At 62.3% G+C, this 22,139-nt stretch carries 20 protein-coding genes; 12 read left to right on the top strand and 8 right to left on the bottom strand.

Annotated elements, in window-relative coordinates:
- The first annotated feature begins 59 nt into the window (after positions 1–59).
- The 8 genes from gcl to ACZ889_RS11795 all read left to right on the top strand — a co-directional run bounded on the left by gcl (position 60) and on the right by ACZ889_RS11795 (position 9,827).
- On the top strand, positions 60–1,835 hold the full coding sequence (gene gcl, locus ACZ889_RS11830) for a glyoxylate carboligase (protein WP_003254345.1): 1,776 nt from the start codon (positions 60–62) through the stop codon (positions 1,833–1,835).
- Positions 1,836–1,889: 54 nt separating this feature from the next.
- A complete protein-coding gene (hyi, locus tag ACZ889_RS11825) occupies positions 1,890–2,672 on the top strand; it encodes a hydroxypyruvate isomerase (RefSeq protein ID WP_476257396.1) in 783 nt (260 codons plus the stop codon).
- Between the two features lie 180 nt (positions 2,673–2,852).
- Positions 2,853–3,746 (top strand): 2-hydroxy-3-oxopropionate reductase, encoded by an 894-nt coding sequence (locus ACZ889_RS11820; protein ID WP_003254347.1) that lies wholly within the window; start codon positions 2,853–2,855, stop codon positions 3,744–3,746.
- Between the two features lie 240 nt (positions 3,747–3,986).
- Positions 3,987–5,261, top strand: a complete 1,275-nt coding sequence (locus ACZ889_RS11815) for a glycerate kinase type-2 family protein (RefSeq protein WP_003254348.1) — start codon at positions 3,987–3,989, stop codon at positions 5,259–5,261.
- Positions 5,258–6,673 (top strand): pyruvate kinase, encoded by a 1,416-nt coding sequence (pyk, locus tag ACZ889_RS11810; RefSeq protein ID WP_003254349.1) that lies wholly within the window; start codon positions 5,258–5,260, stop codon positions 6,671–6,673. Before ACZ889_RS11815 ends, pyk begins: the two co-directional genes overlap by 4 nt.
- Positions 6,674–6,879: 206 nt before the next feature.
- A complete protein-coding gene (locus ACZ889_RS11805) occupies positions 6,880–7,752 on the top strand; it encodes an urea transporter (RefSeq protein ID WP_012051671.1) in 873 nt (290 codons plus the stop codon).
- 45 nt (positions 7,753–7,797) lie between these two features.
- On the top strand, positions 7,798–8,619 hold the full coding sequence (locus ACZ889_RS11800; RefSeq protein WP_012051670.1) for an ion transporter: 822 nt from the start codon (positions 7,798–7,800) through the stop codon (positions 8,617–8,619).
- A gap of 209 nt (positions 8,620–8,828) precedes the next feature.
- Positions 8,829–9,827 (top strand): sulfate ABC transporter substrate-binding protein, encoded by a 999-nt coding sequence (locus ACZ889_RS11795; protein ID WP_003254353.1) that lies wholly within the window; start codon positions 8,829–8,831, stop codon positions 9,825–9,827.
- Between the two features lie 13 nt (positions 9,828–9,840).
- Here ACZ889_RS11795 and ACZ889_RS11790 read toward each other — a convergent pair whose 3' ends face one another.
- Both ACZ889_RS11790 and ACZ889_RS11785 read right to left on the bottom strand, forming a co-directional pair.
- Positions 9,841–10,767, bottom strand: coding sequence for a class I SAM-dependent methyltransferase (locus ACZ889_RS11790; protein WP_375136177.1), 927 nt, complete (start codon positions 10,765–10,767; stop codon positions 9,841–9,843).
- A 31-nt stretch (positions 10,768–10,798) separates the two neighbouring features.
- Complete coding sequence (locus ACZ889_RS11785) at positions 10,799–11,722, bottom strand: DMT family transporter (RefSeq protein ID WP_010955046.1); 924 nt, start codon at positions 11,720–11,722, stop codon at positions 10,799–10,801.
- A 133-nt stretch (positions 11,723–11,855) separates the two neighbouring features.
- Here ACZ889_RS11785 and ACZ889_RS11780 point away from each other — a divergent pair, with 133 nt between their 5' ends.
- The 3 genes from ACZ889_RS11780 to ACZ889_RS11770 all read left to right on the top strand — a co-directional run bounded on the left by ACZ889_RS11780 (position 11,856) and on the right by ACZ889_RS11770 (position 15,067).
- Entirely contained in the window at positions 11,856–12,293 is a 438-nt protein-coding gene (locus ACZ889_RS11780) for an Lrp/AsnC family transcriptional regulator (RefSeq protein WP_003254357.1), read from the top strand.
- 496 nt (positions 12,294–12,789) lie between these two features.
- Entirely contained in the window at positions 12,790–14,322 is a 1,533-nt protein-coding gene (locus ACZ889_RS11775; protein WP_476257395.1) for an NCS1 family nucleobase:cation symporter-1, read from the top strand.
- Between the two features lie 16 nt (positions 14,323–14,338).
- Positions 14,339–15,067: an aspartate/glutamate racemase family protein gene (locus ACZ889_RS11770; protein ID WP_476257394.1), complete on the top strand. Its 729-nt coding sequence runs from the start codon at positions 14,339–14,341 to the stop codon at positions 15,065–15,067.
- A gap of 118 nt (positions 15,068–15,185) precedes the next feature.
- On the opposite strand, the gene ACZ889_RS11765 is transcribed toward ACZ889_RS11770, so the two are convergent.
- The 6 genes from ACZ889_RS11765 to ACZ889_RS11740 all read right to left on the bottom strand — a co-directional run bounded on the left by ACZ889_RS11765 (position 15,186) and on the right by ACZ889_RS11740 (position 20,112).
- Positions 15,186–16,379 (bottom strand): D-amino acid dehydrogenase, encoded by a 1,194-nt coding sequence (locus ACZ889_RS11765; RefSeq protein ID WP_476257393.1) that lies wholly within the window; start codon positions 16,377–16,379, stop codon positions 15,186–15,188.
- Positions 16,380–16,423: 44 nt separating this feature from the next.
- Positions 16,424–17,086: a hypothetical protein gene (locus ACZ889_RS11760; RefSeq protein WP_012051663.1), complete on the bottom strand. Its 663-nt coding sequence runs from the start codon at positions 17,084–17,086 to the stop codon at positions 16,424–16,426.
- Between the two features lie 234 nt (positions 17,087–17,320).
- Positions 17,321–17,659 carry an FKBP-type peptidyl-prolyl cis-trans isomerase gene (locus ACZ889_RS11755; RefSeq protein WP_003254365.1) on the bottom strand — a complete coding sequence of 113 codons (339 nt, stop codon included), beginning with the start codon at positions 17,657–17,659 and terminating at the stop codon, positions 17,321–17,323.
- A gap of 127 nt (positions 17,660–17,786) precedes the next feature.
- The gene (locus tag ACZ889_RS11750; RefSeq protein ID WP_161775440.1) at positions 17,787–18,194 is read right to left on the bottom strand and encodes a GFA family protein; all 408 of its coding nucleotides are present in this window, start codon (positions 18,192–18,194) and stop codon (positions 17,787–17,789) included.
- Between the two features lie 139 nt (positions 18,195–18,333).
- Entirely contained in the window at positions 18,334–19,122 is a 789-nt protein-coding gene (locus ACZ889_RS11745; RefSeq protein ID WP_476257392.1) for a PhzF family phenazine biosynthesis protein, read from the bottom strand.
- A gap of 51 nt (positions 19,123–19,173) precedes the next feature.
- Positions 19,174–20,112 (bottom strand): 2-hydroxyacid dehydrogenase, encoded by a 939-nt coding sequence (locus ACZ889_RS11740; protein ID WP_476257391.1) that lies wholly within the window; start codon positions 20,110–20,112, stop codon positions 19,174–19,176.
- Positions 20,113–20,768: 656 nt separating this feature from the next.
- On the opposite strand from ACZ889_RS11740, the gene ACZ889_RS11735 reads away from it, so the two are divergent.
- On the top strand, positions 20,769–21,947 hold the full coding sequence (locus ACZ889_RS11735; protein ID WP_012053106.1) for an integrase core domain-containing protein: 1,179 nt from the start codon (positions 20,769–20,771) through the stop codon (positions 21,945–21,947).
- Positions 21,948–22,139 lie beyond the last annotated feature (192 nt).

Here is a 22,139-nt window from a genome sequence, read left to right as displayed (position 1 = left end):
GAATACACTCTGTCGCAAAGCAAGTTGTATACAATTACAAAATCGATGAGGCACAAACCATGAGCAAAATGAGAGCAATCGATGCAGCCGTTCTGGTCATGCGCCGTGAAGGTGTAGATACCGCGTTCGGCATCCCGGGGGCTGCCATCAACCCGTTGTATTCGGCCCTGAAGAAAGTCGGTGGCATCGATCACGTCCTCGCTCGTCACGTCGAAGGTGCCTCGCACATGGCCGAGGGCTACACCCGCGCCAACCCAGGCAACATCGGTGTGTGCATCGGCACTTCCGGCCCTGCCGGCACCGACATGGTCACCGGCCTGTACAGTGCCTCGGCCGACTCCATCCCGATTCTGTGCATCACTGGCCAGGCGCCACGTGCCCGCCTGCACAAGGAAGACTTCCAGGCTGTCGACATCACCAACATCGTCAAGCCAGTGACCAAGTGGGCGACCACCGTTCTGGAGCCAGGCCAGGTGCCTTACGCCTTCCAGAAGGCCTTCTATGAAATGCGTACCGGCCGCCCAGGCCCGGTGCTGATCGACCTGCCGTTCGACGTGCAGATGGCCGAAATCGAATTCGACATCGACGCCTACGAACCACTGGCAGTCAACAAGCCATCTGCCACCCGCGTACAGGCCGAGAAAGCCCTGGCCCTGCTCAATGACGCCGAGCGCCCACTGCTGGTAGCCGGTGGCGGCATCATCAACGCCGACGCCAGCGACAAGCTGGTCGAATTCGCCGAACTGACCGGCGTACCGGTGATCCCGACCCTGATGGGCTGGGGCACCATCCCGGACGACCACGCACAGATGGTCGGCATGGTCGGCCTGCAGACCTCGCACCGCTATGGCAACGCAACCCTGCTGAAGTCCGACCTGGTATTCGGTATCGGTAACCGCTGGGCCAACCGCCACACCGGCTCCGTCGATGTCTACACCGAAGGCCGCAAGTTCGTACACGTCGACATCGAACCGACCCAGATCGGCCGCGTGTTCACCCCGGACCTGGGCATCGTTTCCGATGCTGGCAAGGCACTGGACGTGTTCCTGGAAGTGGCCCGCGAGTGGAAAGCCGCCGGCAAGCTCAAGTGCCGCAAGGCCTGGCTGGAAGAGTGCCAGGAGCGCAAGTCGAGCCTGCAGCGCAAGACCCACTTCGACAACGTGCCGGTCAAGCCGCAGCGCGTCTACGAAGAAATGAACCAGGTATTCGGCAAAGACACCTGCTACGTCAGCACCATCGGCCTGTCGCAGATTGCCGGCGCGCAGTTCCTGCATGTGTACAAGCCTCGCCACTGGATCAACTGCGGCCAGGCCGGCCCGCTGGGCTGGACCATCCCTGCTGCGCTGGGCGTGGTCAAAGCCGATCCGAAGCGCAAGGTTGTGGCGCTGTCGGGTGACTACGACTTCCAGTTCATGATCGAAGAACTGGCGGTAGGCGCACAGTTCAACCTGCCGTACGTCCACGTACTGGTGAACAACGCCTACCTGGGCCTGATCCGTCAGGCGCAGCGTGGCTTCGACATGGATTACTGTGTACAACTGGCGTTCGAGAACATCAACTCGACCGACGCTGCCACCTACGGTGTCGACCACGTCGCCGTGGTCGAAGGCCTGGGTTGCAAGGCCATCCGTGTGTTCGAGCCAGCAGAAATCGCCCCTGCCCTGATCAAGGCACAGAAGATGGCCGAAGAGTTCCGCGTGCCGGTGGTGGTTGAAGTGATTCTCGAGCGTGTGACCAACATTTCCATGGGCACCGAGATCAACGCGGTCAACGAATTCGAAGACCTGGCCCTGGTCGGCAACGACGCGCCAACCGCCATCTCGCTGCTGGACTGATCGCCTGACGCCCCCAGGCACGCCCTGGGGGCCTTCATCGCAAGGAGACAACTCATGCCTCGCTTCGCTGCCAACCTGTCCATGCTGTTCACCGAACAGGACTTCCTGGCCCGCTTCAAGGCTGCCGCCGATGCTGGTTTCAGCGGCGTCGAATACCTGTTCCCCTATGACTTCAGCGCAGCTGAAATCAAGCAGCAGCTGGAGGCCAACGGCCTGACCCAGGTGCTGTTCAACCTGCCGGCCGGCGACTGGGCCAAAGGTGAGCGCGGTATCACCTGCCACCCTGACCGCGTCGAGGAATTCCGCGCGGGTGTCGACAAGGCCATCGAATACGCCAAGGTGCTGGGCAACACCCAGGTCAACGCCCTGGCCGGCATCCGCCCAAAAGGCCCGGACTGCGCTACCGTGCGCAAGACCTTCGTCGAGAACCTGCGCTACGCCGCTGACAAGCTCAAGGGCGCCGGTATTCGCTTGGTCATGGAAATGATCAACACCCGCGACATCCCAGGCTTCTACCTGAACACCACCCAGCAGGCCCTGGAAATCCAGGCCGAGGTGGGCAGCGACAACCTGTTCCTGCAATACGACATCTACCACATGCAGATCATGGAAGGTGACCTGGCTCGCACCATGGAAGCCAACCTGAAACTGATCAACCACATCCAGCTGGCCGACAACCCCGGCCGCAATGAACCAGGCACCGGCGAGATCAACTACCGCTTCCTGTTCGAACACCTGGACCGCATTGGCTACCAGGGCTGGGTGGGCGCGGAGTACAAGCCCAAGACCACTACCGAAGCAGGCCTGGGCTGGCTGAAAACCCACAACGCAATCTAAGGCTGATCGAGGTCCTGTGACACATGCCTGACCCTGTAGGAGCGGGTTCACCCGCGAATGCGACGTTGGCTTCACTGCCGCTTTCGCGGGTAAACCCGCTCCCACAGAATTCTGTGTCCAACAATGGGCCTGTGCAGCCTGCTCCATCGAGATTCAACAAATACAACGAGGTAATCTCTCATGGCTAAAATCGGTTTCATCGGCACCGGCATCATGGGCAAGCCCATGGCCCAGAACCTGCAAAAAGCAGGTCACAGCATCTTCGTTTCCACCCACCACGACGCCGCGCCAGCCGACCTGATCGCCGCCGGTGCCGTGGCCCTGGCCAACCCGAAAGAAGTTGCCCAGGAAGCCGAATTCATCATCGTCATGGTTCCCGACACCCCGCAGGTCGAAAGCGTCCTGTTCGGTGAAAACGGCGTGGCCGAAGGCGTTGGCCCGAACAAGGTGGTGATCGACATGAGCTCGATCTCCCCTACCGCTACCAAAGCCTTCGCCGAAAAAATCAAGGCTACCGGTGCCGCCTACCTGGACGCCCCAGTGTCCGGTGGTGAAGTCGGCGCCAAGGCCGCGACCCTGAGCATCATGGTCGGTGGCTGCCCGAAAGCCTTCGAGCGCACCCTGCCGCTGTTCGAAGCCATGGGCAAGAACATTACCCGCGTCGGTGGCAACGGTGACGGCCAGACCGCCAAGGTCGCCAACCAGATCATTGTCGCCCTGAACATCCAGGCCGTGGCCGAAGCCCTGCTGTTCGCCGCCAAGAACGGCGCCGACCCTGCCAAGGTGCGTGAAGCACTGATGGGCGGCTTTGCTTCGTCGAAAATCCTCGAAGTGCACGCCGAGCGCATGATCAAGGGCACCTTCGACCCAGGCTTCCGCATCAACCTGCACCAGAAGGACCTGAACCTGGCCCTGCAAGGCGCCAAGGAACTGGGCATCAACCTGCCCAACACCTCCAATGCCCAGCAAGTGTTCAACACCTGCCAGGCACTGGGCGGCGGCAACTGGGACCACTCGGCGCTGATCAAAGGCCTGGAGCACATGGCCAACTTCTCGATCCGCGACGACAAATAAGTTGTTTTTAGCCTTCACTGGCCTCTTCGCGGGTAAACCCGCTCCTACCAAAGACCGCACAATCGCTCAAAGCTGTGCATGTAGGAGCGGGGCTTGTCCGCGAAGAAGCCAACGCCGTTGAACCTGCGACCACAGGCCCAATGGTGGCATCGAGCAACACCCGCCCCTGGTTCGGCCTGCACGGAGGCAGTTCCAGGGGCGTTTTTGATTCTGCAGAACAACAATAATTGGGAGCCTGCCATGTCGGTCGATCCGCAAAAACTTCTCCGCGAACTGTTCGACACAGCCATCGCCGCCGCCCACCCCCGTCAAGTCCTCGAACCCTACCTGCCCGCCGATCGCAGCGGCCGGGTTATCGTCATCGGCGCCGGCAAGGCCGCAGCCGCCATGGCCGAAGTGGTCGAGAAAAGCTGGCAGGGCGAAGTCTCCGGCCTGGTCGTGACCCGTTACGGCCACGGCGCCAACTGCCAGAAGATCGAGGTGGTCGAAGCCGCCCACCCGGTCCCGGACGCTGCCGGCCTGGCGGTAGCCAAGCGCGTGCTGGAACTGGTCAGCAACCTCAACGAAGAAGATCGCGTCATCTTCCTGCTGTCTGGCGGTGGCTCGGCGCTGCTGGCCCTGCCTGCCGAAGGCCTGACCCTGGCCGACAAGCAGCAGATCAACAAGGCACTGCTGAAATCCGGCGCCACCATCGGCGAGATGAACTGCGTGCGCAAGCACCTCTCGGCGATCAAGGGCGGGCGCCTGGCCAAGGCCTGCTGGCCGGCCACGGTCTACACCTATGCCATTTCCGATGTACCGGGCGACCTCGCCACGGTCATCGCTTCCGGCCCCACCGTGGCCGACCCGAGCACCTCGGCCGACGCCCTGGCCATCCTCAAACGCTACAACATCGAAGCGCCCAAAGCGGTCATCGACTGGCTGAACAACCCGGCCTCGGAAACCGTCAAGGCCGATGACCCGGCCCTGGCCCGCAGCCACTTCCAGTTGATCGCCAAACCCCAGCAGTCGCTGGAGGCCGCCGCGGTCAAAGCCCGTCAGGCCGGTTTCAGCCCGCTGATCCTCGGCGACCTAGAAGGTGAATCGCGCGAAGTGGCCAAGGTGCATGCCGGTATCGCCCGGCAAATCGTTCAGCACGGCCAGCCGCTCAAAGCACCCTGCGTGATCCTGTCGGGTGGCGAAACCACCGTGACCGTGCGCGGCAATGGCCGTGGCGGGCGCAACGCCGAGTTCCTGCTCAGCCTCACCGAAAGCCTGAAAGGCCTGCCGGGCGTGTACGCCCTGGCCGGTGATACCGACGGCATCGATGGCTCGGAAGAAAACGCCGGTGCCTTCATGACCCCGGCCAGCTACGCCAGCGCCGAAGCCTTGGGCCTGTCGGCCAGCGACGAGCTGGACAACAACAACGGCTACGGCTACTTCGCCGCGCTGGATGCGCTGATCGTCACCGAACCGACTCGCACCAACGTCAACGACTTCCGCGCCATCCTGATCCTCGAGACTGCCCAATCATGACGCCTGATAAAAAAGTTAAGATCCTCGCCACCCTTGGCCCTGCGATCAACGGCATCGACGATATCCGCCAGCTGGTCGAAGCCGGGGTGAACATCTTTCGCCTCAACTTCAGCCATGGCGAGCATGCCGACCACGCCCTGCGCTACCAGTGGATCCGCGAAGTCGAGCAGCAACTGAACTACCCGCTGGGCATCCTCATGGACCTGCAAGGGCCGAAGCTGCGCGTTGGCCGCTTCGCCGAAGGCAAAGTGCAGTTGCAACGCGGGCAGGCCCTGCGCCTGGACCTGGACAAAACCCCGGGCGACAGCCGCCGGGTCAACCTGCCGCACCCCGAAATCATCGCCGCCCTCGAGCCCGGCATGGACCTGCTGCTGGACGACGGCAAACTGCGCCTGCGCGTGACCGCCAAGCACAGCGACGCGATTGACACCGAGGTGCTGAACGGTGGCGAGCTTTCCGACCGTAAGGGCGTCAACGTACCGCAAGCGGTGCTCGACCTCTCCCCACTCACCGAAAAAGACCGCCGCGACCTGGCCTTTGGCCTGGAGCTGGGTGTGGACTGGGTCGCCCTGTCGTTCGTGCAGCGCCCTGAGGACATCGTCGAAGCGCGCCAGCTGATTGGCGACCGCGCCTACCTGATGGCCAAGATCGAGAAACCATCGGCCGTCGAGCAACTGCAAGCCATCGCCGAGCTGGCAGACGCGATCATGGTGGCCCGTGGTGACCTGGGCGTGGAAGTACCGGCCGAGAGCGTGCCGCAGATCCAGAAGCGCATCATCGGCACCTGCCGCCAGCTGGGCAAACCCGTGGTGGTGGCCACGCAGATGCTCGAGTCGATGCGTTTCTCGCCAGCGCCAACCCGTGCCGAAGTCACCGACGTGGCCAACGCGGTGGCCGAAGGTGCCGATGCAGTGATGCTGTCGGCCGAAACCGCCTCGGGTGATTACCCGCTGGAAGCCGTGCAGATGATGAGCAAGATCATCCGCCAGGTTGAGAACGGCCCGGACTACCAGGCCCAGCTCGACGTCGGCCGGCCAAAGGCCGAGGCCACCGTGTCGGACGCCATCAGCTGCGCGATCCGCCGCATCAGCGGCATCCTGCCGGTGGCGGTGCTGGTCAACTACAGCGAGTCGGGTGCCTCGACCCTGCGCGCGGCACGTGAGCGGCCACGGGCACCGATCCTCAACCTGACGCCGAACCTGAACACCGCACGGCGCCTGAGCGTGGCCTGGGGCGTGCATTCGGTGGTCAACGACCGCCTGCGTCAGGTCGACGAGGTGGTTTCCACCGCCCTGGAGATTGCCCAGGCGCAAGGCATGGCCAGCCGTGGCGACACGCTGCTGATCACCGCTGGCGTGCCTTTCGGCAAGCCGGGTACGACTAACACGCTGCGGATCGAGACTTTGATCTGAGATTGCCGGGGGCGCGTTGCGCCCCTTTCGCGACACAAGGCCGCTCCCACAGGGCCACGCTGGCACAAGGGAATGCGATCCCTGTGGGAGCGGCCTCGTGTCGCGATTGGAGGGCAAAGCCCTCCCTGAATACCGCTTTACCCGACCGCGGAAAACCGAGGCCCAAAGAGGCCCACCGCTCCCCCATCAACCTCACTGACTGCCCCATGTACACCAAAAATTTCGTCAACCCGTGCCCCGACTGGGCCACGGCGTTACTCAACGGCTTCAGCCAAGTGCTGCTGCTGCGCAACCCCCTGTGCGGCCTGTGCTGCCTGCTGGCTATCCTGCTGACCGCACCCAACCTGGTCGGCGGCGCCCTGCTTGGCGCCCTGGCCGGCCTGCTCACCGCCCAGGCACGCGGCTATGACCGTGCCGACCGCCAGGCCGGGCTGTACTGCTACAACGGCGTGCTGATCGGCATCCTGATCAGCGCCGTGCTGCCCTGGTCGGTCATATTGCCCCCCCTGATCATCGCCGCCGGCGGCCTGTCCAGCATCATCACCCACCAGTGGCGCAAGCGCGGCGGCAAGTTGCTGGTCGCCTACACCGCGCCATTCGTGCTGCTGGGCTGGGGCACACTGCTAGTCGTCAGCCCCTCACCCAGCGGCTTCGTCGAAGCTGACCCGCTGTACGCGTTGGCCCGCGGCGTGGGCCAGATCTTCCTGCTCGACCAGCCCTTGGCCGGGTTGCTGATCATCGTCGGCATGTTCATCGCCAACCCCTATGCGGCGCTGTGGGCGGTGATCGGCTCGGCCATTGGTGGCGGCGTGGCGTTGCTCGCCGACCAGGCGCAGGCCGCCTGGTTAGGTCTTTACGGTTTCAATGGCGCACTGGCGGCACTGGCCTTCAGCAGGCAAGGTGAAAAACCTTGGGTGACGCTGCTGGCGATAGCGTTGGCCCTGCTGTTGCAACCGCTGTTCAAGCTGCTGCCAGTGCCTGGCTTGACCGCCCCCTTCGTTGCCGCCTGCTGGCTGATGCACTTGGGCAGTCACCTGGCGCAACCCAGGCAGCGCAACGCCAGCCGCTTGCACGGCTGATACGCAACCCCTAGGCTCAGCCCATCGCTTTTGTGGAACGAGCCAATGAACAACCCAGCGAGCCTGCGCGAGCGGCTCTTCGTCATCGTCTTCCAGACCGACACCGTAGCCGGTCGCCGCTTCGACAAGATCCTGTTGCTGATCATCCTGGCCAGCCTGGTCACGGTGATCCTCGACAGCATCGACGAGGTGCACCAAGGCTACGCCGGCCTGCTGGCCGGCATCGAGTGGGGCTTTACCGCGATCTTCCTGGCCGAATACATCACCCGCCTGTACTGCTCGCCCAAGCCGTTGCGCTATGCCTTCAGTTTCTACGGCCTGGTCGATTTACTGGCGATCGTGCCGGGGATCCTCGCGCTGTACTACAGCGACGCCCAGTACCTGCTCATCATCCGGGTCATCCGGATGCTGCGGATCTTCCGTGTACTCAAGCTCAGCCCGTACCTCAAGCAGGCCCATTACCTGATGGAGGCGCTACGCGGCAGCAAGCAGAAGATCATCGTGTTCCTGGTGACAGTATCGACGCTGGTAACGGTGTTCGGCACGCTGATGTACGTGATCGAAGGGCCTGAGCATGGCTTTACCAGCATCCCCAAAGGCATCTACTGGGCCATCGTTACCCTGACCACCGTGGGCTTTGGCGACATCGTGCCCAAGACGCCGCTGGGGCAGGTGCTGTCGTCGCTGGTGATGATTACCGGTTACTCGATCATTGCCGTGCCGACCGGCATCTTTACCGCCGAGCTGGCCAATGCCATGCGTGGGGAGCAGCTGCAGCATGATTGCCCGACCTGCCACAAGAAGACCCACGAGCATGGGGCAGCGTTCTGTTCTCGCTGTGGGAATGGGTTGTTTCCCAAAGCGTGACAGCGCCTGCGCCGGCCTCTTCGCGGGTAAACCCGCCCCTACAACAGGCCCGGACCGTGCGCGGTCCCCGTAGGAGCGGGTTTACCCGCGAAGAGGCCGGCACAGGCAGAAGCATAACCAAAGCATTTTTTGTTCTTTAACCCGTATAAACCCACCCGCTATAGTCGCAGGCAATCTGCCCCAACACCCTTCAAGAACAAGGAAGCAACGTGAAAAAACTCTTCACCGCCTCGCTGCTCGCCGCAGGCCTGGCCCTGGGCAACCTCGCCCAGGCCGCCCCCACCCTGCTCAACGTTTCCTACGACGTGATGCGCGACTTCTACAAGGACTACAACCCGGCCTTCCAGAAGCACTGGGAAGCCGAGCACAACGAGAAGGTCAACGTGCAGATGTCCTTCGGCGGCTCGAGCAAGCAGGCCCGTGCGGTGATCGATGGCCTGCCGGCCGATGTCATCACCATGAACATGGCCACCGACATCAACGCCCTGGCAGACAACGGCAAGCTGGTGCCCGACAACTGGGTAACCCGCCTGCCGAACAACAGCGCGCCGTTCACCTCGGCCACTGTGTTCATCGTGCGCAAGGGCAACCCGAAAGCCCTGAAAGACTGGCCCGACCTGCTCAAGGACGGTGTCCAGGTGATCGTGCCCAACCCGAAAACCTCGGGTAATGGCCGCTATACCTACCTGTCGGCCTGGGGCTACGTACTCAAGCAAGGCGGCGATGAAAGCAAAGCCCGCGACTTCGTCGGCAAGCTGTTCAAACAGGCACCCGTGCTGGACACCGGTGGCCGTGCCGCCACCACCACGTTCATGACCAACCAGATCGGTGACGTGCTGGTCACCTTCGAGAACGAAGCCGAGATGATCGCCCGCGAGTTCGGCCGCGACCAGTTCGAAGTGGTCTACCCAAGCGTATCGGCCGAAGCCGAGCCACCGGTGACGGTGGTCGACAAGGTAGTGGACAGGAAAGGCACCCAGGCCGTGGCCGAGGAATACCTGAAGTACCTGTGGTCACCCGCAGCCCAGGAGATCGCCGCCAACAACTACCTGCGCCCGCGTGATGCAACGGTACTGGCCAAGTACACCGACCGCTTCCCGAAAGTGGACTTCCTGTCGGTGGAGAAAACCTTCGGTGACTGGCGTACCGTGCAGAAGACCCACTTCAATGACGGTGGGGTGTTTGACCAGATCTATACCGGTCAGTAACGCACAAGCAACATCAAACCCGGCGGAACACCAAGGCCTTCAGGCCCCCCGCCGGGTCAACGTCCGGAAACTCCGGCGGGTTTTCCAACCGCTCGACAAACGCCAGCGAAGGCGCCTGCTCCGCCATCCCCTCGATCAGGAATTCCGGCCCGATGCCCGGATCGTTGACACACGCCAGCACCGTTCCCCCCGCATTCAACAACTCCGGCAAACGCCGCAGGATCTTTGCGTAATCCTGGGTCAGCACAAAGCTGCCACGCTGGAAGGTTGGCGGGTCGATGATGATCAGGTCATAAGGCCCGTACTTGCGCACCTTGCCCCACGACTTGAACAGTTCATGCCCCAGGTACGCCACCCGTGATGCATCGTGGCCATTGAGGCGATGGTTGTCCCGGCCCCGCGACAGGGCCGACTTGGCCATGTCCAGGTTCACCACCTGCTCAGCGCCACCGGCAATCGCTGCCACGGAAAAGCCGCAGGTATAAGCGAACAGGTTCAGCACGCGCTTGCCCGCCGCCTGCTCGCGCACCCAACGGCGGCCATAGCGCATGTCGAGGAACAGGCCATTGTTTTGCCGCACGCCCAAGTCCAGCAGGTAGGTCAGGCCGTCCTCGATCACTTCGCGTTGCTGGCACGGCTCGCCCAGCAGCCACTGGCCCGGGCTGTCGGGCAGGTAGCGGTGCTGGATGATGACTGCCTGACCCGTCCACTGCGGGCGCTCGGCCAAGCTGCGCAGCATGGCTTCGAGTTCGGCGAGCTGGCCTTCGGGCGGCTCACGGAACAAGGCGACCGACAGCACGCCCTGCAGCCAGTCGACGGTCACCTGCTCCAGGCCCTGCCAGCAGCGGCCGCGGCCGTGAAACAGGCGGCGGGTTTCCTGTGGGGCAGGGTCGAGGGCGGCAAGCAGGTGTTGCTCAAGGGTGTCTATGGGCGAGGTCATGGCGGATCGCAGGCTGGCAAAAAGCGGCATTCTACCTTGCGGGCCTCTTCGCGGGTAAACCCGCGCCTACAGGATGCCGCGCCGAGCGGAACCACCACCCCTGCTGCATCCCCGCCGCCGCCAACAGGATCAACCCCACCCCCAGCCACTGCAGCGGCGCCAGGCGGTGCCCGAACGCCACCCAGTCCACCAGAATTGCCGCAATCGGGTAAATGAACGACAGCGCACCGGTCAAGGCTGTGGGCAAACGCTGGATGGCGCTGTACAACAGCACATACATCAGGCCGGTGTGCACCATCCCCAGTGTCAACAAGCTGGCCAACGCGGGCACTTCAACCGGCAACCCGCCAAGCGTGACCCATGGCGCCAGCAGCAACACACCCGTGGTTACCTGAATCAACGCAATCAGGTGCGGGGGCGTGCCACTCAGGCGCTTGATGATCAAGGCCGCGATCGCATACAGAAACGCCGCCCCCAGCGCCAGGGCAATCCCCAGCAGATAGTCCTCGCCATTACTTTGCCCAGCGCCATGGGCACTGACAATGGCCAGCATGCCGAGGAACGCCACACTCAGCCAGGTCACCTTGGCCAAGGTGATCTTTTCGCCCAGAAACAGCGCCGCCAGCCCCACCAGCATGAACGGCTGCACGTTGTACACCGCCGTGCCGATGGCAATCGACGCCCGTGCGTATGAAGCGAACAACAGCAGCCAGTTGCCGACAATGGCCACCCCGCTGGCAATCGCCAGCAAAAATGCCGTGCGGCTGATCACGCCCGGTCGCAGAAAACCAAACGCGGCGCAAATCGCCAGCAAGGTCACGGCACCGAACACGCAGCGCCAGAACACCACATCCAGCACCGGCTGGCCGGACACCAGCACGAACCAGCCAATGGTCCCGGAAATCAGCATGGCGGCGACCATTTCCAGCGAGCCACGGCGCAATGAACTGTCCATCTCAAACCTCCCGTTGATAATGGCAACAGTATGCAAAGGCTGCAGGCTGGCCATCCAGCGGATAACCAAGGCATTTTCGCCAACCTGCCTTTACTATCAAGGTAAATAACACGAATTACCTAATGAGGTGGGTATGACCGATGCCATCGACCAATTATTGATCAACGCACTGATGGAGGACTCGCGCCGCTCGCTCAAGGCGCTGGCGCAGGTCAGCGGGCTGTCCGCACCTAGCGTCAGCGAGCGCCTGCGACGGCTGGAAGAGCGTGGCGTGCTGCGCGGCTACACCGTGGAGGTCGACCCGCGCGCCTTTGGCTACCAGTTGCAGGCGATCGTGCGCATCCGTCCGCTACCGGGGAAGCTGCAGGAGGTGGAGCGCCAGATCATTGCCATCCCTGAGTTCACCGAATGCGACAAGGTCATTGGCGAAGACTGCTTCGTCGCCCGACTGCATGTGCGCTCGATGGAGCAGCTGGACACGCTGCTCGACCTCATGAATGTGCTGGCTGAGACCAATACCGCGATCATCAAGAAGACCCCGGTCAAGCGGCGGTTGCCGCCAATGGATTGATTGGCCCCTGTACTGGCCTCCTCGCAGGCGTGCCCGCGAAGAGGCCAGCACAGGAAAAGTTGACTATTTTTTGTACACAAAAACGTAACCATAGGTGCCATTTTTGTGTGCACTTTCTTCAGTAGCGCCCCAATTCGTTACACACTTTCCACCCGTTATTTTGACCAAATGATCAACTAATCAATCTTTCAAAAAATATAACTTGTTCATTTGGTCAACTTATATGCTCTGTATTTCATTAACTTACCTTTTAACAAGATAAGTTCGAAATGATCGCCTGATGAAACCTGCTCTTCCCTTGGCATGGAACTCGCTTTTGTGTGTTCGTGTTTTGTATACAACTTAAACAAAACATAGATACACAAGAATCCGCGACGCCGACCCAATGTCGGCCGCCGCGCCTACAACCCTGTGATGCCAACGCTGCACCGACGAGATGGCGAGCCCGTGCGCATGCCCGCTCATCGCAGTCCATGTGCATCAGGAGCCCACCGGAATGAGTAGCAGCCTCGACCTTGCCCCTGAACAATCCGTCGCCAGCACACACCCCGCGTCCACGCTTGCCGGCCACCAGCCGGACCTTGTTCTCAGCCCGCGCCTGCATAACCGCGACCTGGCGCCAACGCGTATGGAAGGCCGTCGCTGGGGCGGCTACAGCATCTTCGCGCTGTGGACCAACGATGTGCACAATATCGCCAACTATTCGTTCGCCATGGGCTTGTTCGCCCTCGGCCTGGGTGGCTGGCAAATTCTGCTGTCGCTGGCCATCGGCGCGGCACTGGTGTACTTCTTCATGAACCTGTCGGGTTACATGGGGCAGAAAACCGGGGTACCGTTCCCGGTCATCAGCCGCATTGCCTTCGGCATCCACGGCGCGCAGATCCCGGCGCTGATCCGTGCCGTCATCGCCATCGCCTGGTTCGGCATCCAGACCTACCTGGCATCGGTGGTGCTGCGGGTGCTGCTCACCGCCGTGTGGCCGCAACTGGCAGCCTACGACCACGACAGCATCCTCGGCCTGTCGAGCCTGGGCTGGGTGTGTTTCGTGTCGATCTGGCTGGTGCAGCTGGTGATCCTGGCCTACGGCATGGAGATGGTGCGCCGTTACGAGGCCTTTGCCGGGCCTGTGATCCTGCTGACCGTCGCCGCCCTGGCGGTGTTCATGTACTTCAAGGCCGACGCGCGCATTGCCTGGTCGGTGGCTACCCCGCTGACCGGCTACGAGATGTGGCGCAACATCTTTGCCGGCGGCGCACTGTGGCTGGCGATCTACGGCACCCTGGTGCTGAACTTCTGTGACTTCGCCCGCTCCTCGCCTTGCCGCAAGACCATCCGCGTGGGCAACTTCTGGGGCCTGCCGGTAAACATCCTGGTATTCGCCGTGATCACCGTGGTGCTGTGCGGCGCGCAATTCCAGATCAACGGCCAGATCATCGACAGCCCGACGCAGATCGTCGCCGCCATACCCAGCACGCCATTCCTGGTGCTCGGCTGCCTGGCCTTCCTGATCGTCACCGTGGCGGTGAACATCATGGCCAACTTCGTCGCCCCAGCCTTCGTACTCAGCAACCTGGCACCGCGCCACCTGAACTTCCGCCGTGCCGGGCTGATCAGTGCCACCCTGGCGGTGCTGATCCTGCCCTGGAACCTGTACAACAGCCCGCTGGTCATCGTGTACTTCCTGTCGGGCCTGGGCGCCCTGCTCGGCCCGCTGTACGGCGTGATCATGTCCGACTACTGGTTGCTGCGCAAAGGCTGCATCAACGTGCCAGAGCTGTATACCGAGCACCCGGCCGGCGCCTATCACTACAGCAAGGGCATCAACCTGCGCGCCGTGGCCGCCTTCGTGCCGGCCGCACTGCTGGCCATCGTGCTGGCCCTGGTGCCCAACTTCCAGGGTATCGCGCCGTTCTCCTGGCTGATCGGTGCCGGCATCGCCGCCGCCCTCTATCTGTTGATCGCGCCACGCAACCGCCACTACCACGACATCAGCGGCGAGTGCATCGCCGTCGACCATAGCAGCCATTAGTCAGGGAGGACTGCCCATGCGCATTCTGATCGCCAACGTCAACACCACCGAAGCCATCACCCATGCCATTGCCGAGCAGGCCCGTGCGGTGGCCGCACCCGGTACCGAAATCGTCGGCCTCACGCCCTGGTTCGGCGGCGAATCGGTGGAGGGCAACTTCGAGAGCTACCTGGCGGCCATCGCGGTGATGGACCGGGTCCTGGCCTTTGAAGGGCCCTACGATGCCGTGATCCAGGCCGGTTATGGCGAACATGGCCGCGAAGGCCTGCAGGAACTGCTCAACGTGCCTGTGGTGGACATTACTGATGCCGCCGCCAGCACGGCAATGTACCTGGGCCACGCCTATTCCGTAGTAACCACGCTTGACCGCACCGTGCCATTGATCGAGGACCGCCTGAAGCTCTCGGGCCTGTATGACCGCTGCGCCTCGGTGCGAGCCAGCGGGCTGGCGGTGCTGGAACTGGAAGCCGACCCGCTGCGGGCCGTGGAGGCGATTGTCGAGCAGGCCGAACGCGCCGTGCGTGACGACAAGGCCGAGGTGATTTGCCTGGGTTGTGGCGGCATGGCCGGGCTGGACGAGCAGATTCGCCAACGCACCGGCGTGCCAGTGGTGGATGGTGTGAGTGCAGCGGTGACCATTGCCGAATCGCTGGTGCGCATGGGTTTGAGCACGTCCAAAGTGCGCACCTATGCGACGCCACGGGCGAAGAAAGTGGTGGGCTGGCCGATGCGCTTCGGCCGCTAGACATCCTTCGCCTGTACCGGCCTCTTCGCGGCTGATGCCGCGCCTACAGAACCACCACCAGCCTGAATACCGTGGGGTCCTCGTAGGAGCGGCTTTAGCCGCGAAGAGGCCGGCCCGCTTAACGCATCATCCTGGCCAAACGCTGCGCACTGCCACAGGCCAAGGTGAACCCCAACGCCCCATGCCCCAGGTTCAGCCACAGGTTGCGGTACACCGTCCCACCTATGATCGGCACCCCGGTAGGTGTCGCTGGTCGCATCCCCGCCCACTCCACCGCCTGGCCATAATCCGCCGCCCTCGGCAGCGTCTCCAGCGCCAGCCGCCGCATGCTCTGCAAACGGCGCATGTCCACCGACTCGTCGAAGCCGACAATGTCCACCATCGCCGCTACCCGCAGCTGCTGCCCCAGGCGTGCATAGACGATCTTGCGCTCATAGTCGGTAAGGCTCACCTCCGGGGGCAGGTGCCCGGCGCTGATCGGTGCGGTCAGGCTGTAGCCCTTCAGCGGGTAAACCGGTATCTGCACCCCCGGTAATGCCAAGCCTGGGCCGCGATGCCCGGCACACAGTACCAACTGCTCCACGTCCCGCTGCTGATCGCCCAGTTGCAGTGCCACGACCTGGCCCTGGCGCTGAACCAATTGCGTCACTGGCCGGCCAAGCAGGAAACGGCACTGGCCCGACGCGCGCAACAGCGCCTCCAGCCGCAAGCAAAACACGTGGCAATCGCCAACCTCTTCGCCCGCCGTGAACACGCCCCCCACAAACGGTGCGCCATCCAGGGCAGGCTCCAGCCCGCGCAGCTCGGCAGCCGCCAGCACCTGCTGACTGGCCGGGTCCGTCAACTGTTCCCGGCCTTGGGCAAAGGCCCGTTCACTGCGAAAAGCCACCAGCTTGCCATTGCGCCGCCAGGCGAAATCCCCCAGGTTCTGGTGTTCGCGCCACTGCGCCAAAACGGCCTGGCTGTACAGCGCCAGCTCAAGCAAGTGCCCGGCATTACGGCGATTGACGCTACGCCTGCAAGCCAGGGTGAATGCCAGCAGCCAGCGCCACTGGGCCGGGTCCATGCGCAAGCGCAAGCGCAATGGCGACTCGCCCTGCAACAGCCAGCCCAGCGCCTGCCACGGCACCCCGGCATCAGCCAGCGGCGCCACATAGCGATAAGACAATTGCCCGCCATTGGCAAAGCTGGTGGCCGACGCCAGGCTGTCGCGGGCCTCGATCAGATCAACCGACCACCCTTCCCGAACCAGCGCGTAGGCCGTCGCCAGGCCCACCACTCCGCCACCGATCACCGTTACCCGCTGCTTCATCGCTCATCCCTGTTCCGGCTTCCTTGCCAAACAGTACCAGCGGATCAGGTCGGGCAGCTATGCGCACCGTCATTCAGGCCCTGGCGCACATTGCGGCTCAGCAGACTGGCCTTGCCATCGTGCCAGGTCAGGGTCAGTACGTAGAGGGTGTCGAAGTCTTCGCCGCTCCAGTCCTCGGTGATCACCCGCTCCTCCCCCAGGGCCTTGCCGGCCACCGTGTTGATCAGTTCCGGCAGGTAGCCGTGGGACCAGGCGGTATAGATGGTCGCATTGCGGTATTTGTTGCTCAACAACTCATCGGCCAGTTCAGCGGTGTCGTTGGCGCCGTAGTCGATATTCACCGGTAAGCCGAGGCGGATGGCACTGGGGGTGATGGTCATCAATGGGCGGATGTAGCTGTAGCTTTCATCCCGGCTGCCTTCCTCGACATGCCGCGTGGGGTTGGCCGCAAACACATAGTCGGCCTTGCCGAAGCGCTCGGGCAGTACAGTGGCCAGGTCCAGCGCACGGTTGAGGCCCTGGCAGTTCAACTGCCCGAGCCCCTCGCCCGGCTTCTCGCCATGACGCAGAAACACCAGGGTCTGGGTGCCATCCACCGGTCGTGCCCGGCTTTCGACAGCCTCCAGCGCCAATGGTACGGCGACGGCTGTGAGCACCAGGCTCAGCAGCAAGTGGCGGCGACGACGGAAGAATGTTGGCAACTTCATCAAGGCAGGCTCGTGTGGCAGAGAAAATCGGGTTTACCCGCCACATCGCCCGGCCAGTTGCAGGGCGCCCGTGTAGTGAATGCCATCCCTGGCAACGCGTCAGGGTCAGAGTGCCCCGAACCCGTTTGGTTCCTCCCTGGAGGTGGATGCCGTTCCCTAGGCAAGGCCTAGATTAGGGGCTGGGTGTTGCGCAATTGTGTAAGGTGCAAGAACCTCGGGTTGCAACGTGCCCACTCAATCATCCCGCGTGAGCACTTCCAGCAGTTCAATCTCGAAGGTCAGGTCCGAATTCGGCGGGATCGCCCCCACGCTGCGTTCGCCATACCCCAGGTGCGCCGGTACCAGCAGCTTGCGCTTGCCACCTACGCGCATGCCCATCAGGCCTTGATCCCAGCCTTTGATTACCCTGCCGGTACCGATCACGCACTGGAACGGCTTACCGCGCGACCAGGACGAGTCGAACTCGCTGCCATCGGCCAGCCAGCCGGTGTACTGGGTGGTGATCAGGGCACCTTTGACGGCGGCTTTGCCGTCACCCTCGACCAGGTCGATGATCTGCAGTTCTTGGCTCACGGGTACACTCCAAACGCTGAAAAACAAAACCGCCCTTTTCTCAGGAATGCACCGGTTTGGCAAGTTCACGCAGAAATGTCCGGAGGCATTCGCCGACGGAATGCCTCCGTACAGACATGACGTTGAATCAGCTGTTCTGCTCGAACACCTCTTGACCGGACAGCTCCTTGGTTTGATTGGCGAAGCAGTACCACGCGGGCTTCTGTTCGACGAAGATCTGCAGGTCGAAATCCCAGGCTTGGTCGCCATCGAGCAGGCCGACCGGCACGGCATGGAAGTCGTTGGCCTTGAGCCGGTAGTACAGGTGCGTACCACAGCGGCCACAGAAAGCACGCTGGGCCCAGTCGGACGAATCATAGACGCTGGGCGCACGCCCTTCGATCAGCGGAGGCTTGCTGCAGTGCACCACCAGCAGCGGGCCGCCGGTCCACTTGCGGCACATGCTGCAATGACAAGCGCTGATATGGGTATTGTCGACGGTGACCGTCAGCCGCGTGTCGCCGCACAGGCAGGTGCCTTGTGTTTCCAGGGCCATGGGTGGCTCCTCGAATGCAAAGATGGGCCTGCAATTATAGAAGCCCGCCGCGAAAGCAGCTTGCTTGCTGCTTTTGTACTCTGCGAGACAGCGCAGCCCAAAAGGGCTGGCTGTCTGCTACAGGGCATCGCACTCACGGCTAGATGTACGCAGTACCACGCAGGTACAACGCCGCCCGCCCACTGATGATTACGCGGCCATTGCCCGGCACTTCGCACTGCAACTGCCCTTTGCGTGCCCCGCCCTGCTCGCAGCTCAGCACGTTCTTGCCCAGCCTTTGGGCCCATAACGGCGCCAGCGAGGTGTGTGCCGAGCCGGTTACCGGGTCTTCATTCACACCAACCCGCGGGCCGAACCAGCGGGTGACGAAGTCAAAGCCACGCCCTGCCGCGGTCACGGCAATGCCACGGACGTCGAAGGCCGACAGCGCAACAAAGTCGGGTTTCAACGTTTCGAGCAGCATGGCGTCATCGATCACCACCACATAATCGTCGCTACGGTACACCGCCTTCGCCTGGCTCAAGCCCAGCGCCTGCAGCAGGCCCGCCGGCGTGTCCACCGCTACGGGTTGTTTGGCCGGGAAGTCCATGGCCAGCAGGCCATCAGTGCCGCGGCTGACACGCAGCTCGCCACTGCGGGTGTTGAAGCGCAGTACTTGCGCCTGCTCACCCAGTTGCTCGAACAGCACGTAAGCCGAGGCCAAGGTAGCATGGCCGCACAGGTCGACTTCCACGGTGGGGGTGAACCAACGCAGGTCGAACGTTTCGCCTTTGCGCACGAAGTAGGCTGTTTCTGACAGGTTGTTTTCTTCAGCGATGCGCTGCAGCACATCGTCCGGCAGCCAGCTTTCCAGCGGGATCACTGCGGCCGGGTTGCCACCGAACGGTTCAGTTGAAAAGGCATCGACCTGGAAGATTTCGAGTTGCATGCACACACTCCTTGTTACCTGGGCGCTGCCAGGCAGATATCTGGAAAAGGGCTACGGGCGTACCGGGGTCAAAACTGGCTCACCGGCAAAGAACGCCTGCAGGTTGCGCAGCACCAAGGCCACCGTGTCGCGCGCGGCTTCTGGCGATTGGCCAGCCACGTGGGGTGTGAGCACAGTGTTGGGCAAGGCCTTGAGTGCATCGGGCACTGCTGGCTCGTCATCGAAAACATCCAGCGCGGCGCCAGCCAGCTGGCCACGCTGCAATACGGCAATCAGGGCCTGCGTGTCGACCACGCTGGCACGGGCGATGTTCACCAGATAGCCTTCAGCGCCCAGGGCCTGAAGGACGTGGGCATCGACCAGATGCCGGGTGCTGGCGCCACCGGGGGTGGCCACCACCAGGATGTCGACGGCTTCAGCCAAGTGTCGGGGGCTGTCGTACCAGGCATAGGGCACCCCCTGGCGTGCTGTGCGGCTGTGGTAGCTGACGTGCATGTCGAAGCCCAAGTGGGCCCGCTTGGCGATCGCCAGCCCTACTGCGCCGAGGCCGAGAATGCCCAGGCGCTTGCCACTCACCGAGGGGCTGATAACCCGGTTCCATTCACCGCGCCGCGTGCTGGCATCGGCACGGGGGATGTCACGCAGCAGCGCCAGCAGCAGGGCCAGGGTGTGGTCGGCGACGGCCGCGGCATTGGCCCCTGCGCCATTGGTGACGGTTATGCCGCGGGCAGCGGCGGCGGCCAGGTCGACCTGCTCGTAGCCGGCACCGATCACGCAGATGATCTGCAATCTGGGTAATGCGTCAATTTCGGCGGCGGATAACCCCAGCGGCCCACGGGTGAGGACCGCATCGATTTCTTCGGCGTGGCGATGAATGGCATCGGCGCGCAGTTGCGGCGAAGGGGCACGGATCAGGTGGTAACCGGCCTGCTCCAGCATGGGCAGGTAATCGTCGACGGTTTCCACCAGTACCAGGACTGTCTTGCTCATGCCACCTCCGGGTGAATTCGAGGCGTCATTATGCGGAGTCACCGGCCGGTACAGTCAATGGAAATAACAAGGCAAAACTGTACTGTGCTGCTGCTGTTGCTGTTGCTGTTGCTGTTGCTGTTGATCTTGATCTTGATCTTCGCGACTTCAGGAGGCCGAACGCAGGCCTTGCGGAGGGAGGTGACGGGCATGGATGCCCGTCAAGCGCTGGGCCCCAGGATGGGGCCTGCAGCGCGGTCCTCCCGGGAGCGAGGCCGGAGAGAGGGAACCCCGGAGCGCAGCGCAGGGGCCGGATGATGGGAGCGCAGCGTTTTTTGGTTACTTTTTGTCGCGTTTGACAAAAAGTGACTCGCCGTAAGGGCGAAAAGGTGAGTCAGCGTCGCCATCGCAAACGGACGGTTCGCTGAGTCAAAACAGACGAATTTGCTTCTTGCTTCTTGCTTCTTGGATGTGGGCATTCACATCGAGTAGGTATTCATTTGCGCACGTGGCGCTTAGTCACCTTTCCGCCCTTACGGCGGGTCACTTTTTGTCAAACGCGACAAAAAGTAACCAAAAAACGCTGGCGGTATGACTCACCCACATAGGTTACAAATCAGTTCACGCACATAGGTAACAGTCTTTAACTGGCAAGGTCGGTTTTCGAGGATCTGACCATGCCTTGGCGAGAGCTGAAACCTATGGACCTGAAAATGCTTTTCATCGCGGATTACCTGCAAGGGCCGCCCAGCTTCAGCGCCCTGTGCCAGGCCTACGAGATCAGCCGTAAGACCGGCTACAAATGGGTCGAGCGATATGAGAAAGAGGGGCCTTCGGGGCTGGAAGAACGCAGCCGCCGCCGGTTGACGCAGAACTGGGTCGTCCCCGCTGCAGTTCGCGAAGCCATCATCGAACTGCGTAGTCGAGGCGAAACGGAACCTGGTCCGAAAAAGATCCAGGCTGCGCTGCAGGAGCGCTTCCCTGATCAGGCGCCGCCTTCTAAGACAGCGATTTACAACATCCTCAAGAAGGCCGAGTTGGTCAACCCACGCCGTTTACGTCAGCGTGTAGCGGTCTACCCCAAGCCACTGGAGAAGGCAGAGTCGCCTAACCAGCTGTTCAGTGCTGACTACAAGGGCCAATTTCTGACAGGCGCAGGCGTCTGGTGCTATCCACTAACGATCATGGATCACGCCAGCCGCTTCCTGCTCGCCTGCCACAGCATGCCTAATACCAACCTTCTGGAAACGCAGGCCGTTTTCACCCAGGTGTTTCGGGAAAATGGCCTGCCTGAGCGTATTCGTACCGATAACGGTGTGCCGTTTGCCAGTAAAGGACGTGCAGGACTTTCTCAGCTGTCCATCTGGTGGCTGCGTCTAGGCATCATTCCTGAGCGCATTGCACCTGGAAGGCCTGAGCAAAATGGCCGCCACGAACGCATGCATCGGACACTCAAAAGCACGCTGCCATCACCGCCGGCAGTGGCCTGGGAAGCTCAACAGCGGCATTTTGATCGCTTTCGACAACACTACAATTACGAGCGCTTGCATGAAGCACTGAAACAGAAAACACCGGCGTCTTGCTACCAGCCCTCACCACGCCCATTCCCTGAAAAACTTCCTGAGATGACCTACCCCAGCCATGTCGAGAGTTTACCGGCGGATAGCTGCGGCATCATTAACCGCCGTGGCCTGAGGATCTACGTAGGTTACGTGCTCAAGCACCAGACCATTGGGCTGGAGCAAGTCGGAGATGGCATTTGGGATGTTATTTTCGGTCCCATCATCCTTGGTAGAGTCGATGTGCGGGATGCCACTGATGGTTATGTAACACTCAAGGTGTTGTCACCTATGTGAGTGAACTTTTGTGTAACCCATGTGGGTGACCCGTACACTGGCTCCTATCATCCGGCCCCTGCGCTACGCTCCGGGGTTCCCTCGCTACGGTCTTGCTCCCGGGAGTACGCGCTGCAGGCCCCATCCATGGGGCCTCAGCGCTTGACGGGCATCCATGCCCGTCACCTCCCTTCGCAAGCCCTACGCTCGGCC

The sequence above is a fragment of the Pseudomonas sp. TE3895 genome (assembly GCF_056278855.1).
The sequence above is the reverse complement of the archived record's forward strand: the minus strand, read 5'-3'. Positions and strand labels throughout refer to the sequence as shown.